The following is a 15,580-nucleotide window of genomic DNA, read 5'->3' as shown; positions in this document are numbered from 1 at the left end:
GCACCATTGGGTTGAGGTTGGGACTGATCTTCACCGCCTATTTCCGTAAGGGCTACACCCAGCCGGTGCGCAAAGCGGTGATGGAGGCCCTGGGCTTTTGGCTGGAGACGGTATCCGGTCACGTCAACTGGGGCCAGAATCCCAAGACCCACAAATGGCGCCGCTTTCAGCCGGAGATGCATCTGGCTCTTTCACAATGGCTAGTCACGCACTCTTCAGGTGCAGCTTGGAGCAGTTATTTTCACGGTGGCGATAAGAATTTGGACGCCAGCGCTATCTTCTTTCGGGCATACGCTCGTGCGGATTGGAACCCGGACAAGAAGGACTTGGATCACGTCACCCTGGGGCTGCCATTGACCTGGTATGCGGACCATGCCGGCAGCTTCCCCGAGTTCTGCCGCGCTCTGTGCGCGATCCTCAGGCCCATCAGCGGCTACGGCGGCATCGGCTTCGCCCCGGCCAACGGCGACATGCTGGCGACCCGCTTCGAATCGGCACAGTATCTGCTGGCGCAGCGGTTTCCCGGCATCGAGATGGACGAGCCGATCACCCACAGCCAGTATATCGGCGACGACATCAAGGGCGTGAACTGGCTGACGGTGCTGGGGGAGGCGCTGGTGGAGCGCTTTGGCGGCCAGGACAAGCTGGCGGCGGACCTGCCCCCGGCAGCCACCCTGCTGCCCTATGCGGGCGGCGTCATCGTCCAGTCCGGTCCCCGGCCGCAACTGGGCGACACGGCCGCGGGGCGTATGCCGACGGATTACGTGGCGGTGAACGCAGTGCTGAAGCCACTGCGCGCGCAGGATACTGCGCCCTTCCACCACTACGGCCCGGACACCTTCACCCGCGCAGCCGCCTTGGCCTGGCTGGCGCGTTTCGATTGAGGATACCGACGGGCATGGAAGACCTGTCCAAGCTCGAGACGAACTTGGTGCTGAGGGAGGACGATGGCACGGTGGGGTTGAGGCTGGGGCTGATCTTCACCGCCTATTTCCGTAAGGGCTACACCCAGCCGGTGCGCGAGGCGGTGATGGAGGCCTTGGCCCTCTGGTTGGAGACGGTATCCGGCCAAGTTAACTGGGTACTCAATCCCAAGACCGAGAAATGGCGCCGCTTCAAGCCGGAAATGCACCAGGCCCTATCGCAATGGCTGGAACAACTCCCGTCGTGCAACGAATGGTCGATCGCCTTCCACGGTGGTGAAACGAACCTGGATGCCAGTGCCGTCTTCTTCCGAGCTTTGGCTGGCGCGGACTGGAACCCGGACAAGAAGGACTTGGACCACGTCAGGTTGGGCCTGCCGCTCACATGGTACGCGGGCCACAAGGGCAGCTTCCCCGAGTTCTGCCGCGCTCTGTGCGCGATCCTCAGGCCCATCAGCGGCTACGGCGGCATCGGCTTCGCCCCGGCCAACGGCGACATGCTGGCGACCCGCTTCGAATCCGCACAGTATCTGCTGGCGCAGCGGTTTCCCGGCATCGAGATGGACGAGCCGATCACCCACAGCCAGTACATCGGCGACGACATCAAGGGCGTGAACTGGCTGACGGTGCTGGGGGAGGCGCTGGTGGAGCGCTTCGGCGGCCAGGACAAGCTGGCGGCGGACCTGCCCCCGGCAGCCACCCTGCTGCCCTATGCGGGCGGCGTCATCGTCCAGTCCGGTCCCCGGCCGCAACTGGGCGACACGGCCGCGGGGCGCATGCCGATGGATTACGTGGCGGTGAACGCGGTGCTGAAGCCGCTACGAGCTACGAACACCCGCGCCTTCCACCACTACGGCCCGGACACCTTCACCCGCGCAGCCGCCTTGGCCTGGCTGACGCGCTTCGATTGAGGATGCAGACATCATCTGTGAACAACGGCCCGAACACCGGGAACCTTTCCCGTTTAGCACTCTCTATTGTTGAGTGCTAAAATCAGGCAAAAGTTTTCGGAGGTTATATACCCATGACTACCGACACCATGCATTATCCCGTGCCCAGTGCGCTGGGCAGCCTGGACAATTACATCCAGGCGGTGAACCGCTTCCCGCTCCTGAGCGCGGAGGAGGAACATGAACTGGCGACCCGCCTGCAACGCCATGGCGACCTGGAAGCCGCCCGCAAGCTGGTGCTCTCGCATCTGCGCCTGGTGGTGGCCATCGCACGCGGCTACCTCGGCTACGGCCTGCCGCACGCCGACCTCATCCAGGAAGGCAACGTCGGCCTGATGAAGGCGGTCAAGCGCTATGACCCGGAACGCGGCGTGCGCCTGGTCTCCTTCGCCGTGCACTGGATCAAGGCCGAAATCCACGAGTTCATCCTGAAGAACTGGCGCCTGGTCAAGGTCGCCACGACCAAAGCCCAACGCAAGCTGTTCTTCAACCTGCGCAGCATGAAGCAGGGGAGTGGCGCCCTGGGCGAAAGCGAAATCCAGGAGATGGCGCGCACCCTGAACGTCAGCGAACACGACGTCAAGGAGATGGAGGTCCGCCTGTACGGCCAGGACGTCGCTCTGGAGTCGAGCAGCGAGGACGAGGACGAGCATTTCGCGCCCATCGCCTACCTGGCGGCGCCCAATGCCGACCCGACGGATCATATCGAACGCAGCGAACGCGACCATCTGGCCAGCCACGGACTGAGCGAGGCCCTGGCCAGCCTGGACCCGCGCAGCCGGCACATCGTCGAGGCGCGCTGGCTGAACGAGGAAGACCCGGCAACCCTGCACGAGCTCGCCGCCGAGTATGGGATCTCCGCGGAGCGCGTACGCCAGATCGAAGCCAAGGCGCTGCAAAAGATGAAGGCGGCCCTGGCCGCCTGACGCAAAAAAGCCCGGCAATGCCGGGCTTTTTTGTCTGCCCGGCCCCGTGCGACGGGACCGGGCGCCCGAGTACCTACGCCCCTCAGAAGAACGAGGCCACCAAGGCGGAAAACAGGCTGAACCAAGCCCAGGCGATCAAAGCAACCACCAGGGTCATGGGCAGGTTGTAGGGACTAAACGGATTCATGCTCCATCTCCAAATCTATATTTGGCCGTCATATTAATACGTTATCCACAGCGGCTCAATCCGCTCACCCCTGCCGGAACATCCGGATGACATGTGCCTGCCGCCGGGATACGGGCAGGGCGTCGGGCCAGTCCTTGAGCAACGCCACCCAGTGGTTTTCGTCCCCGAGGCGCCGCATCTCGAAGCCGGCCAGCTGACCGCGGTTGACCAGGCAGCTGCGGTGGATGCGGAGCAATTCGTCGGGGAAGGCCTCTTCCAGTTTGGTCAGCGGTTCATCGAGCACAAACTCGCGCTCACGGGTCCGCAGCGTCACATACTTCAACTCGGCGCGCAGGAAGAGGACCTCCGCAAGCGGGACGCGCAACACCCGGCCGCGGTCGTTGACCGTGATCGCCCGCCCGGCCGGCCGGGCCTCGGTACCCGAGTCGGCCACCGGCGCGATGCGGCGCAAGGCCTCCAGCAGGCGTTCGGCGCGCACCGGCTTGAGCAGGTAGTCGCGGGCACCGACCTCGAAGGCGGAAACCGCATGCGCGTCGTACGCGGTCACGAAGATGACTCCCGGCGGGTGGTGCAGCTTGGCCAATTGGCGCGCCACCTCCATGCCGTCCATCCCGGGCATCCGGATATCCAGCAGCACGACGTCCACGACCACCTGTTCGAGCGCGGCAAGGGCGTCGGCGCCGCAGGCCGCTTCGCCCACGACCTGATTCGGCAGCGCGCCCGCGCTGTCTTCCAGCAGGCTGCGCAGGCGGGCGCGGGCCGGTCCCTCGTCGTCGACAATGAAGACTCTCAGCGGCTCAGCCATGCCTGTACGGCATCCGTATCTGGACGACGAACTCGCCACCGGACCGGTATGCGCTCATCTCCGCCTCGGCGTCGAAATGCAGATCCAGGCGTTCGCGGATGTTGTTCAGGGCCATGCGGTTACCCCCCTGGCGACGCGACTGCGCCGCGCACGGATTGCGCATCACCAGATTGAGTTGATCGCCTCGCAGAAAAATCGCCACGTTGACCTCGCCGCCCGATTCGCAGGGCTCCACCCCATGATAGACGGCATTCTCCAGCAACGGCTGCACGATCAGCGGCGGCACCAAGGCATCCATGGCCTCGGGCTGGCATTGCCAGACGACGCGCAGACGGTCGCCGAGGCGGATGGCCTCGATCTCGGCATAGGCGCGCGCCAGCTCCAGCTCCTTGGCCATGGGAACCAGCGTACCGGCCTCCGACAATAACGCCCGATACAGCTCGGCCAGATTTCCAAGACCGTCTCCGCCTGGCGCGGCTCACTGCGTATCAGTCCGAGGACGGTATTCAGGCTGTTGAACAGGAAATGGGGCCTGATCCGGGCCTGCAGGGCCATCAGCCGCGCCTCGACCAGGGCAGGGGAAAGGACGTGGTAACGCCAGTTGAAATAGAACAGGACGGTTGCCCCGACGCACGCCGCGAGGGCGCCCGTACGCCACGGAGCCCCTGCCATTGGAACCGGCAAGATGGACATACAAAGAAGGTGCATCCCAAGGCCAATGAGAAACACCAACCCGATTGCCAGCGCCACACCACTCCCGTAACGCCGCCTTCCCAACGCTGGCGAGAACAAGGCTAGAAAGCAGGCACTCACTAGCAACACAGGTTCTCGCAACACCCCGGAACCCGCAAAATCGGCAAGGGCATCGGCGGGGGTGTCGGCATTTGCAAGCACGACGAGCAGAACAACCCCCTCGGCCAGCACAAGACTGCGGAGAATGACTCCGAGGTTTCGAAAGTCCGGCAGGCTGACGTGGGTGTGCTTACTCATTTCTGAAATGGGGTTCTTATATTCCCGAAATTATCGCCGCTTGTACCCGAAGCCCCCCCGCTTGTCGATAACTGTTTGATCCACAAGGACGCGATGTCGATCATGCTATTAGGTCAAAGGAGAGGTTCAATGAGCTTGGTTCGCCCCCCTCAGAACGGATTCACGCTGATCGAGTTGTTAATCGTCGTGCTCGTGATCGGTGTACTCGCAGCCATCGCGATCCCCTCCTACCGCAACTATGTCCTGCAATCCCGGCGCAGCGACGGGCAGGCGGCGCTTTTGGCGCTTGCCTTGGCTCAGGAAAAGTTCCGCGTCAATTGTCCTTACTACGCCACGACGCTCGGTGGCGCGGACGATTGCGGCACCAGCGCCGCGGACTCGACCGTCGAATTCGCCTCCGGCTCATCGGATGGCTACTACACGGTCGAAATGGTCGATGCGAGTTCAACGGCGTTCACCGCAAAAGCCGCGGCCACGACGAAGGGGGGGCAGAATGCCGACTCGGCCTGTCCTGCCGGAAACATGCAAATCACTGAAAACGGCCCGGACAAGAGTTCGGCCGAGAAAAGGCTTTGCTGGGGGAGCAAGTAGTGTCCCTCGCTCACGCACACAAGCCGGCTCGGGCGCGCTCTGCACACCTGCAGCAGCCCGGGAGCCGACAGTACGGCTTTACGTTAGTGGAGCTCATCGTCACCGTCACGGTCATCGGCGTATTGGCGACCCTCGCCGTCCCATCATTCACCAAGTCTGTCGAAAAAAGGCGTCTGGTGGCTGCGGCTGAAGCCGTATACGACCAAGTGCAGTTCGCACGCACCGAAAGCCTCAAACAAGCGCGCGATTTATTGGTTGATGCAACGACAGATGGGAGCACCGGGTGGTGTGTCGGCATCAGCGCCAACACGGGGGGGTGCAACTGCTCTACCACCGGTTCTTGTGTAATCACACAAGGGACAACGGGCAACATCGAGAAGACCCTGAAGAGCGAGAACTTCACCAACGTGCGAATGACGAACAGTTCTTTTGAATGCGTGTTCAATCGACTCAGGGGAACCCTTGAAGGTGCAACCCAAACGTTCGTACTTAAATCACCGAGCGACATGGAGATCAGGGTCACCGTCAGCGCGCTCGGTGTCGTGCGCGTCTGCTCCCCGACAGGCGCCCACAATGTAGGAGGATACCCGGGATGCTAACCCGCGTTCAGCGCCGTCAAACGGGCGTATCGCTCGTTGAGTTGATGATCGGCATTACCATCGGCATGGTGATCGTGGCGGGAGCTCTGGCGATATATCTGTCCAGTCTGCGAGGCGGAAGCGACACATTAAGGTCGGCAAAGCTCAACCAGGCATTGCGGGCATCGATGGACATCATGGTCAACGATATCCGGCGTGCTGGTTTCTGGGCCAGCGCAACCGCCAGTTCGACCAACCCGTTTTCGGAGCGTGGCGGCAGCACGCAGACGGACTTGGCGATTCACTCGGTCAGCACCACGGGCGACTGTGTGTTGTTCTCCTATGATGCCGTCTATAAAGCTGGCAACACCGCTGGCTCCGTCGACAGCGACGACTTCTTTGGCTACCGGCTCACTGGTGGTGCCGTTGTCATGCGTCAAGGAAACGGTGACGGCCAATACACGGCAAGTTGCACCGGTGCGACAGGATGGGAACGCTTTACCGACACCAATGATGTTGTAGTGGACACCCTGTCCTTCAGCACGACTGGTTCCCAATGCGTCAACGCAAGAACGAACGCGGTCTGGACCAGCACGTCCGCCACTGTTCCTCCCTGCGAATCGTCCACCACCGGTTACTCTGCGACGACTGGCGACCGCTTGATCGAGCTACGCCAGGTATCCATCACCCTCGCCGGGCACTTAACCGCCGATCCCGTCATGCGTATCAGCCTGACGCAACCAGTCAGGGTACGAAATGACCGGGTCATCATCGCTCCCTGAGGCCAGCATGCCAAACCTTCGTGCTCACAAGTTCGCTGGCCATTCTCCTCGGCGACAATCCGGTGCCGCCACGTTATTCATCACCGTGATCGTGTTGTTTTTGACAACGGTACTGGTCGTCACTGTATCCAAGAGCGCCATCATGGAACAGATAATGTCGGCGAATGAAATCCGTCAGCGTCAGGCGTTTGAAGCGGCGCAAGCGGGCATGGACCGCGCGCTTGCGTATTTCAAGGACGTAGCGGCCGGCGGCATCGACCAGGACCTCGATAACGTCGCCGACGACCTGACGCCCAATGCGGTGACGCTCGGTAACGGCTCGAAATACCGGGTCGTCTACTGCAACCCCGGGTCAGCCTTAGGTCAGTGTCCAAACGACCCTACCTCCGGCAACCCAACGTGTGACACCCCCACCGCGGTCAACTTGAAGAACCCCGTCGTGTTTGCCTGTGGCTGGAGTGACGACAACGTCGGCCGGGTTGCCATCATCCAGTCGTTTGCAATGGCCGAATCTATCGCGAAAACCCCAAGCAACCCGTTGACCGCAAAGGGTGCAATCAACGTCCAGGGCAGTGCGACCGTCACGAACTACTACAGCAACCTCACCATCTGGACCGGCGGCCAACTAAGCAGCGTTGGCAACTCCGGCAAGACCTTCATCCGCAACCCGGACGTCGCCCCTCCCGATACGACGACCGCCCCTCCCGGCGAGCCGGCGAACTGCGGCACCACCGCCGACTATGTCTGCCCGACGGACAAGAACCACACAGGCCCAGACGTCATCGACATCGATCCGACGCTTGGAAACCTCACCAACGCCCAAATGTTCTTGAATTTCTTCGGCCAGACATTTGCCGAATACCAATCGACCGCTTCTCAGGTCATCGATGCCGGCGACATCGGCTCGGTGAATGGCGTCATGGATCAATCGATTATCGTCAACGGCGATACCTCGTTCACTGGCGGCATGACATTCGGAAGCCGGGACCGACCGGTGGTCATGGTCATCAACGGCAATCTCACGGGCGGTGCCAACGTAACCGTATACGGAGTGCTCTACGTGATGGGGAATGTCGACGTCGCAGGCAACATGCTGGTGCAGGGAGCTGCCGTGGTCCAGGGCACGATCTCCGGCACAGGCAGCCTGGATGTGATGTACGACCCATTTGCGCTCGACAATGCCAGCAAGGTTGGCGTGCCCGGCCCGCTTAGCGGCTCTTGGCGTGACTGGCTGTAAGGACACGGAGGACTGACATGAGATCAATTTCCCACCACCGCCAACTGGGTTACATCCTGGTGGAAAACCTGGTGTCTCTGATCGTCGTCGCAATCGGCGTACTCGGCATCGCCAAAATGAACATGGTGTTGCTATCCAGCACCGGCATTGCCAAGACTCGGGCCGAGGCACTGCAGTTGGCTCAGGCCAAGTTCGACGAATTTCGCAATGTCACGACGGCTGCGGAATATGCCGCGCTCGCGGACGGAAGCGACACCATCACCGGCACCAACGAAACCTTCCGCCGCAGTTGGGAAATCGACGGCACGAGTAATCCAACCGACGCACGGGTCTGCGTCGCCTGGCCGAACACGGTCACCGACGCCTGCGCGGCCACCAGCAACCGCATCGTCCTCTCCGGGCTGATCAGCTGGAACAACCCCGGGGAACTTGCCCATGTCAGCAGCACGTCCGCATTAGGCGGCTTCATACGTACCCCCACGGGGCGGGCGACCGTCGGAGGCAACGCATACGATACGATTCCCGATTCCGCAGTCTCTAACAACATAACACTTGATAACGGCAGCACGGCCAACGACGGCACCAAGACCTATCTTTCGGACGACGGCAAAACTCTGGAGTTGATAGGAGCCAACGGAGAGGTCCTGCTGACGGTCAAGGGACTTTCGTGCGAAACGGAAGCGCCGGGGTTCAGCACCATTTCCGGCAAACTATACGTTGCCGCCAAAAACGGGAATCCGATCGCCCCATTCAGCGATATCCGAATTCTGTCGTCGGACGCATCCTACTGCGCGATGCTAACGGCCGATTCCAGTTGGAAAGTGCCTGCGAACTGTACTGGCAATACCTGTAAGTACTTCTACACCTACTATCAATGCTATCTGGGGGCGGAGTGGTGGGGGAATATCGGGGTCCAGCGCATCGACAGCCCGAATACGAACGACAAGGTTTGCGTTGGCAATCCTGTGGATTCAGGGCCGGCAACGCTGTTCAACCGTTCTGCCACTTTGAACACCAGCCACGCGTATCGAGGCTTCGCCGAGACGGAGAGTGGTGTCTATGAAACACGCGGTATAGGCGAGCAGACCGATGTCAACGTGGGCTGCACCGCAGAGGCGAACCGGACTGTCTACAAGTACGTCCCGACCCATTATGGGAATCACAACTTTGTTCACGACAACCTGACGGGTAGCGAAACCTGTCAGACCACCGAGACGACGCTGAATTCGTTGGTGACACCGAAGCCCTTGGGAACGACCGCCGGGACGAACCCAACCGTCACACGGTATGACAGTAGCGGCACCGTTACGCTGTCAACCGACCCCGATGTCGTCGCGAATGTATACAGCGTCGCCGCGAATAACCCTGGCAAGTATTACTGCATGTCAAACGACGATGGTGGGTACAGCGGCGTCAACTGCCCGAACCTCTCGAGCACCGGCACGACGGCCGCCACTCTTATTCACGGCACTATCACACGGTACGGCGGCGCTGAACTCAGCGGAATCGATACCACCGTCCACGCCTGCAAAACTGGAACTACCACTTGGACTGCAAACGGCACCACGTCGTACTCGTATAGTTGCTCACTCGACTGGACGGGCTTTGCCGGTGGAAGCTGGTACGGTGATGTTGTCTTCACCGCCACCGGCACCGCGTCACTTTGCGCCTCAGGGGCAACGACCACTGTCACGCCAACCGGGAATACTGTTACTTATGCAATCAACGATCGCTTGGCCACACCCGCGAATGCACTTGCATTTGCCGACGTGCCACTGGCTGTGACGGATGTCCAAATCGACATGAGCGTGTATGCAGACACCTGTGGCCTAGGTCAGCCGAGTCTGTCATGGAACGGAACAGATCCGAAGTCTTTGAGCTGGCCGGCCATTACTAACGCAACGGCCTACAAGGTTTATGAGTGCACTAGTACCTCCAACAACACCACCACGATGGAACCATGTAGTCCTACCACGCTGGCAACTACGCCAACACAGCCCCAATCGACACTCACCTATACGCCGGCCCCGGTAAACAATCGCACCAAGTGCGTCATGGTGAAGGCCACGAACCTATCCATCGACAGTGCTGCCAGCGCGATTAAGTGCATTTACAGAAGTGGAAACACCTATGCATATCAATGACCTACCTAGCCAAAACGCGGCCGGGCAACCAAGTCGACGCCTAGTGGCGAAGGGATTATTTGGTCGCGTCCTGGGTATCGCTGGATTTTTCCAGCCCGGTCATCCCTCGCAGGAAAAAGCCCAGTCGCCCCTGAACCGTGGGTTCTGACCGGCGTTGCCATAGCGTAGAAATCCATATTTCCATGGGCAAACCACCGATTGCCCGGCGACCACTGTGGGCAACATCGGCAATTGATTAGTCGCGTCCCTCAGGGGCACCCGATCACGCCGGCAACCACCCGCACCCTGCCCAAGTTGGAGATGATCACACGGCGGGCTTCCCTGGCCCCTCGGTAATCACATACGTTCAACGTATCGTTGAATCCAGCACAAAAGCCGTGACTGTGAAACGTTACCCTCTTCCGCGCTCCCCATATCGTCCCCTCCCCATCAATGGCCGATTGGGCTCGGATAATAGGTTCATCAACGTCGACGACGCCATTTGAATTAGGATCGTGGAACACAATCCAACCAGCCTCCCAGTGCGCTGACCCGTTGCATTGGGTACCGTCCGAACTGGGACAAACCGACACCCGCGACGACCTCTTCATCGCCTCCGTACGGGCCAGTTGAATCGACGCGACCACGTCGGCAATCCAGTTGTCTCTCTTCGCATCTGCGAGAACGCCTTTCATCCCTGGGACAGCCAATGCCAGCAAGATCGCCACGATCACCAGGACAACCATGCTTTCCAGAAGCCCGGCCCCGACCGCAAGTGCTGGGTTTTCGCGCGGCATTCCTATCATCATGGCTCGACCTCCGAAAAGTTGTTCTCAGGTTCGACCGGGACTTCCCCACCCGAGGGGGAGAGGACCCGGTCCCACCAATTGTCTTGACGGGAAGCTAACGGACTTTGCCTTCCCTTTCCCTTGGTTCGGCAAGCATGGCAAAACCAAGGCCAAAGTCAGCATCCCTGTCGAAAATCTATCTCGACTGAACGGTTTCGGATATTCCGCATAGGTTTTAGACAATTCTGCATACCTCTCCCGCCCAAAGAGGTAACGGCCACCCGTTCCGGCTTCCCAGAAAGACAACCGTGAACAATAAATTTTGATTAGCTATTAATACGTTACCTTGCCTTGTTGAAAAATAACTTCATAATTAAGTAGACTTACTCTCACTTTCGGATGCGCTTGCCGGCCCATTTATGAGCAGGATCGACGAAGACACCCGGCATCGTCTGTTGACGACACGGCTGCCCGCCCTGCCCCAGGTTCTGCTGAGGGTGTTGGCGTTGTGTCGCCAGGAGGATTCCGGCCTCGACGACATTTCCGAGTTGATCGGCCGCGAGCCTGCCCTCAGCGCACGGCTGCTGAGCCTCGCAACGTCGGCGGAGCGGCATGGCCGAACCCCGCCGCGCACCCTGCTGCAGGCCCTCATCCAGCTTGGCCTGGATGCCGTCCGGGTGGCGGTGATCGGCGAGTCGATCCAGCAGGTGTTCAATGGTCTGGCGGCCGACCAGGAGGTCAATCTCGGGCCGTTCTGGCGCCATAGTCTGAAGGCGGCGTTCCTGGCCAAGCGGCTCGCCCGTGCAGTCTCCTATCCGCACGTCGAGGAGGCCTACCTGGCCGGGCTGCTGCATGACGTCGGCCAACTGGCCATGCTGGCGGCCTTCCCGGCCGATTACCGCCCGGCCCTCGCGGAACACGAGGACGACGCCTGGCTCAGCCGCTGGGAGGAGGACACCTTCGGCTTCACCCATGCCGAGGTGGGCGCCTGGCTGGCGGCCCGCTGGCAGTTGGACGGTTTTCTCGCCGACGCACTGCTCTACCACCACGAAGTCGGCGAACGCCTCGCCCATACCCACATGCTGGTCCAGATCGTCTGGCTCGCCCATCTCCTCGCCGGCGACCGCGAGGTGCCGGCGGAAAGCCCGCTCGCTTGCGGTCCGGACTGCCTTCAGCAGGTCTGCGACGGCATCGACGAGGAGGTCGCCCGGGTTGCCGCCTGGCTTGGCATCCGATTGGACGATCCGGACGACACGGCACGCGCCGGAGCTGAACTCACGGAGGCGGTGCGCGACATCGCCATGGTCGGCGCCCTGTATGCCGCCCCCCCTGCCGAACCATCGGATTCCCTGGCTCGGCTACGCGCCACCGCACTCACCGCGCGGGCACTCTTCGATCTCGGCGATGCCATGTTCTACCAGAGCCAGACCGGCCGCCTGCGTCCGCTCGCGCCCTGGCCGCATCTGGCCCGGGGCGAGGAGTTGGGCATCCCGGTCGGTGAGGCGGGCGGCTGTGTCGGGCGCGCCGCGACCTCCGGACGGGCCGAGGCGGTGCGCGCGGAGGACGCCGCCGCGAGCCTGCTCGACAAGCAGCTGATGCGGCTCCTGGGCGAGACGATGCCGGCCCCCGCGCTGCTGGCCGTCCCGGTCGGCCACACCACGCCGAGTTCGGTGCTGGTCTTTGCCGCCACGCCGGCCAACGCGCTCGACCTGCAGGCGCGCCAGGATGTGTTGCACGCCTTCTCGGACGAAGCGGCGACGCGCCTGCTGCCGGCACCGGACACCCCCGAGCCGGGCCTGCGCGAACAGGTACGCCGGGCCGTGCACGAGGCGAGCAACCCGCTCGGCATCATCAAGAACTACTTGCGCATCCTGACCGACGACCTCGGCGCCATGTCCGACAGCACGGCCGTGGTCGAAGACCTCGCCATGATGAGCAGCGAGATCGACCGGGTCAGCCGCATCCTGCGTGGCCTGGGCCAACCGGCCAGCCAGCCCGAAGGGGATGCCGGCCGCCACGGCTGCGACATCAACCGGGCCGCGCAGGAGCTGTTGTCGTTCTGCCGCGAGGCGCGATTCATCCCACCCGAGATTCGCCTGGACACCACGCTGCAGGACGCCCTGCCCAGGGTGATGGCGGACCGGGACGGGGTCAAGCAAATCCTCCTCAACCTGCTCAAGAATGCCGTCGAGGCGCTCGGCCAGCAGGGCCGGATCACGGTCTCGACCTCCGGCCATACCCGCGCGCCGAATGGCCTTCGGTCATGCTCCTGGTCAGCGACGACGGCCCCGGCCTGCCACCCGAGGTTCAAGCGGGCCTGTTCAAGCCGGTGACCAGCGGCAAGGGCGGCGACCACGCCGGCCTCGGCTTGGCCATCGTCGGCGAACTGGTGGAACGTTGGGGCGGTGAGATCGAATGGCACAGCGGCGCCTCCGGAACCGTATTCCGCATTTATCTGCCGGCACGGAGCGAGATGACATGAGCGACCCGGCCCAGATCGACCCCACGCTGCTCGGTGCCCTGCTCGGCCAGGGCAGCGTGACCCCGATGGCGGTACCGCCGGCGCGCCTGCTGCTGGTGGACGACGAACCCGTGATGCGGCACAGCCTGCAACGCCTGTTCGCCAAGCACGACTACCTGATCGAGAGCGTCGGCAGCGGCCAGGCCGCCATCGAGCGCCTGGACCAGCAGCAGTTCGACCTCATGCTGCTCGACCTGCACCTGGCCGACATGCACGGGCTCGACGTCCTGCGCCATGCCAAGCGGCGCGGCATCGACCTGTTGACCATCGTGGTCAGCGGCGACAATGAGATCGACTCCGCCATCGGCGCGCTCCGGCAGGGTGCCTATGGCTTCCTCCGCAAGCCGGCCGAGCCGGACGAGTTGCTGGCCGGCGTGACCAATGCCCTGGCACTGCAACGCGAGCGGCGCGAAAACGAGCGCATGCGCGACCGCCTGGCCCAATCCGAGCGCCTGTATCGCTACCTGGTCGAGCAGTCGCCGGACTTCATCTACACCCTGGACCAGGAGGGCCGCTTCAACTTCGTCAACCAGCGGGTGGAAAGCCTGCTCGGTTATCGGCGCGAAGATCTGATCGGCAAGCACTACTCCGTCCTGGTCCACCCGGAAGACCTCGCCCGGGCCCGCCACGTGCTGGACGAACGGCGTACCGGCGACCGGGCCAGCCGTAACGTCGAGTTGCGCCTGCGCGGCCGGACGCCCGAGGACTCGCACCATTTCGAGGTCAACCTGGTCACCCTGAGCGTGAACGCCTTCGGCGTCTACAGCCAGGACGGCGAGGCCGGGCAACGCGAGTTCGTCGGCACCTACGGCATCGCCCGCGACATCAGCGAACGCCGCAAGGCCGAGGCCATGGCCGCGTTCCACGCGCTCTACGACCGCGTCACCGAGCTGCCCAACCGGGAGCTGTTCCATGACCGTCTCGAATTCGCGCTCATCCAGTCGCGCCGCCAGCGCGCACCGCTGGCGGTGATGCTGATCGACCTGGACCGTTTCAAGTGGGTGAACGACAGCCTCGGCCACCTGGTCGGCGACGACCTCCTGCGCGTGGTCGCGCAGCGCATCGCCGGCTGCCTGGACGGGAGCGACACGCTGGCCCGGCTCGATGCCGACGAGTTCGCCCTGCTGTCGCCCCACATCCCCGACGCCGCGGCCGCCAAGGCGCTCGCCAAACGCATCCTCGGGGTACTCGGCGCGCCCTGCGAGGTCGGCGGACACGAGGTGTTCCTGACCGCCAGCATCGGCATCGCCATGAGCCCGGAAGACGGCAACGACGCCCAGAAACTGATGCGCAATGCCGACGTCGCCCTGCACTACGTCAAGCAGGGCGGCAAGAACAACTACGCCCGCTACGCCAGCCGCATGCCCGACCTGTCCTCGGTCAAGCACGGCCAGCAGGCCGAATTGCGCCGGGCGGTGCGCAAGGGCGAACTGGTCCTCTACTACCAGCCCCAGGTCGACGCCAACAACGGCGACATCGTCGGCGTCGAGGCCCTGATGCGTTGGCAGCATCCGCGCGACGGCCTGCGCGGCGCCGGCGACATCTTCCCGCTCGCCGAGGAGATCGGCCTGGTCTGCCAGCTCTCCGACTGGCTGCTGGAGACCGCCTGTGCCGACCTGCGCGCCTGGCTCGACCGCGGCCTGGCCCGGATATCCATGGCGGTGAACATCTCGCCCCATTACCTCGACCAGGACGACTTCGTCGAACGGGTCCTGGCCGCCGTCACCCGCCACGGCCTGGCCCCCGAGTCCCTCAAGCTCGAGATCACCGAGGGCATCGCCATCCGCAACGTCGACGACGCGGCCGGCAAGCTGAGCCGCCTGGCCGCCGCCGGGGTCCGCCTGGCCATCGACGACTTCGGCACCGGCTACTCGTCGCTCGCCTACCTGCAGATGCTGCCCCTGCACACCCTCAAGATCGACAAGGCGTTCGTCAACGAAATCCACGACGACAGCCAGCGCGTGCCGGTGGTCCAGGCCATCATCGCCCTGGCCCGCGGCCTGGGCCTGGAGGTGGTCGGCGAGGGGGTCGAACGCGAGGAGCAGGCCCGTTTCCTGCTCCGCAACGGTTGCCACATCATCCAGGGTTTCCTCTACCACCGGCCGCAACCCGCCGCGGCGGTCGCGGCCCTGCTCGCGGCCCAGGCCCACCAGGCGCAGCAGGCCTGAGCACGACGCCG

13 protein-coding genes and 1 pseudogene are annotated in these 15,580 nt (G+C 62.9%); 11 read left to right on the top strand and 3 right to left on the bottom strand.

Going from position 1 to position 15,580, the window contains the following annotated elements; all coding sequences use genetic code 11:
- From EZJ19_RS09320 to rpoH, 3 genes are all read left to right on the top strand, one after another.
- The coding region (locus tag EZJ19_RS09320; RefSeq protein ID WP_206199381.1) for a type VI immunity family protein at window positions 1–884 on the top strand (884 nt) is incomplete at its 5' end.
- Between the two features lie 14 nt (window positions 885–898).
- Entirely contained in the window at window positions 899–1,834 is a 936-nt protein-coding gene (locus EZJ19_RS09315) for a type VI immunity family protein (RefSeq protein WP_131446894.1), read from the top strand.
- Between the two features lie 113 nt (window positions 1,835–1,947).
- Window positions 1,948–2,799, top strand: a complete 852-nt coding sequence (gene rpoH / locus EZJ19_RS09310; protein ID WP_131446892.1) for an RNA polymerase sigma factor RpoH — start codon at window positions 1,948–1,950, stop codon at window positions 2,797–2,799.
- Between the two features lie 251 nt (window positions 2,800–3,050).
- Here the strand turns inward: rpoH and EZJ19_RS09305 are convergent, their stop codons facing one another.
- Window positions 3,051–3,791: a LytR/AlgR family response regulator transcription factor gene (locus EZJ19_RS09305; protein WP_131446890.1), complete on the bottom strand. Its 741-nt coding sequence runs from the start codon at window positions 3,789–3,791 to the stop codon at window positions 3,051–3,053.
- A pseudogene (locus tag EZJ19_RS16390) lies at window positions 3,784–4,346 on the bottom strand (sensor histidine kinase). Before EZJ19_RS16390 ends, EZJ19_RS09305 begins: the two are co-directional and overlap by 8 nt.
- Window positions 4,347–4,910: 564 nt before the next feature.
- On the opposite strand from EZJ19_RS16390, the gene EZJ19_RS09290 reads away from it, so the two are divergent.
- The 5 genes from EZJ19_RS09290 to EZJ19_RS09270 are packed head-to-tail and all read left to right on the top strand — an operon-like array spanning window position 4,911 to window position 10,113.
- Window positions 4,911–5,372: a type IV pilin protein gene (locus tag EZJ19_RS09290; RefSeq protein WP_165873533.1), complete on the top strand. Its 462-nt coding sequence runs from the start codon at window positions 4,911–4,913 to the stop codon at window positions 5,370–5,372.
- On the top strand, window positions 5,372–5,971 hold the full coding sequence (locus tag EZJ19_RS09285; RefSeq protein WP_276320104.1) for a GspH/FimT family pseudopilin: 600 nt from the start codon (window positions 5,372–5,374) through the stop codon (window positions 5,969–5,971). Before EZJ19_RS09290 ends, EZJ19_RS09285 begins: the two co-directional genes overlap by 1 nt.
- Complete coding sequence (locus EZJ19_RS09280) at window positions 5,965–6,732, top strand: prepilin-type N-terminal cleavage/methylation domain-containing protein (protein ID WP_131446880.1); 768 nt, start codon at window positions 5,965–5,967, stop codon at window positions 6,730–6,732. The genes EZJ19_RS09285 and EZJ19_RS09280 overlap by 7 nt, the downstream gene beginning before the upstream one ends.
- A 7-nt stretch (window positions 6,733–6,739) precedes the next feature.
- Entirely contained in the window at window positions 6,740–7,969 is a 1,230-nt protein-coding gene (locus tag EZJ19_RS09275) for a pilus assembly PilX family protein (RefSeq protein WP_165873531.1), read from the top strand.
- Window positions 7,970–7,986: 17 nt separating this feature from the next.
- Window positions 7,987–10,113 carry a type IV pilus modification PilV family protein gene (locus tag EZJ19_RS09270; RefSeq protein WP_131446876.1) on the top strand — a complete coding sequence of 709 codons (2,127 nt, stop codon included), beginning with the start codon at window positions 7,987–7,989 and terminating at the stop codon, window positions 10,111–10,113.
- Window positions 10,114–10,361: 248 nt separating this feature from the next.
- Here the strand turns inward: EZJ19_RS09270 and EZJ19_RS09265 are convergent, their stop codons facing one another.
- Window positions 10,362–10,901, bottom strand: a complete 540-nt coding sequence (locus EZJ19_RS09265; protein ID WP_131446874.1) for a GspH/FimT family pseudopilin — start codon at window positions 10,899–10,901, stop codon at window positions 10,362–10,364.
- 398 nt (window positions 10,902–11,299) lie between these two features.
- Here EZJ19_RS09265 and EZJ19_RS09260 point away from each other — a divergent pair, with 398 nt between their 5' ends.
- The 3 genes from EZJ19_RS09260 to EZJ19_RS09250 are packed head-to-tail and all read left to right on the top strand — an operon-like array spanning window position 11,300 to window position 15,569.
- Window positions 11,300–13,213: an HDOD domain-containing protein gene (locus tag EZJ19_RS09260; RefSeq protein ID WP_131446872.1), complete on the top strand. Its 1,914-nt coding sequence runs from the start codon at window positions 11,300–11,302 to the stop codon at window positions 13,211–13,213.
- Window positions 13,144–13,362 (top strand): ATP-binding protein, encoded by a 219-nt coding sequence (locus EZJ19_RS09255; RefSeq protein ID WP_131446870.1) that lies wholly within the window; start codon window positions 13,144–13,146, stop codon window positions 13,360–13,362. The genes EZJ19_RS09260 and EZJ19_RS09255 overlap by 70 nt, the downstream gene beginning before the upstream one ends.
- Window positions 13,359–15,569: a putative bifunctional diguanylate cyclase/phosphodiesterase gene (locus EZJ19_RS09250; protein ID WP_165873530.1), complete on the top strand. Its 2,211-nt coding sequence runs from the start codon at window positions 13,359–13,361 to the stop codon at window positions 15,567–15,569. The genes EZJ19_RS09255 and EZJ19_RS09250 overlap by 4 nt, the downstream gene beginning before the upstream one ends.
- Window positions 15,570–15,580 lie beyond the last annotated feature (11 nt).

This window comes from Parasulfuritortus cantonensis (assembly GCF_004337445.1).
In the GTDB taxonomy this organism is placed as follows: Bacteria; Pseudomonadota; Gammaproteobacteria; order Burkholderiales; family Thiobacillaceae; genus Parasulfuritortus; species Parasulfuritortus cantonensis.
The sequence above is the reverse complement of the archived record's forward strand: the minus strand, read 5'-3'. Positions and strand labels throughout refer to the sequence as shown.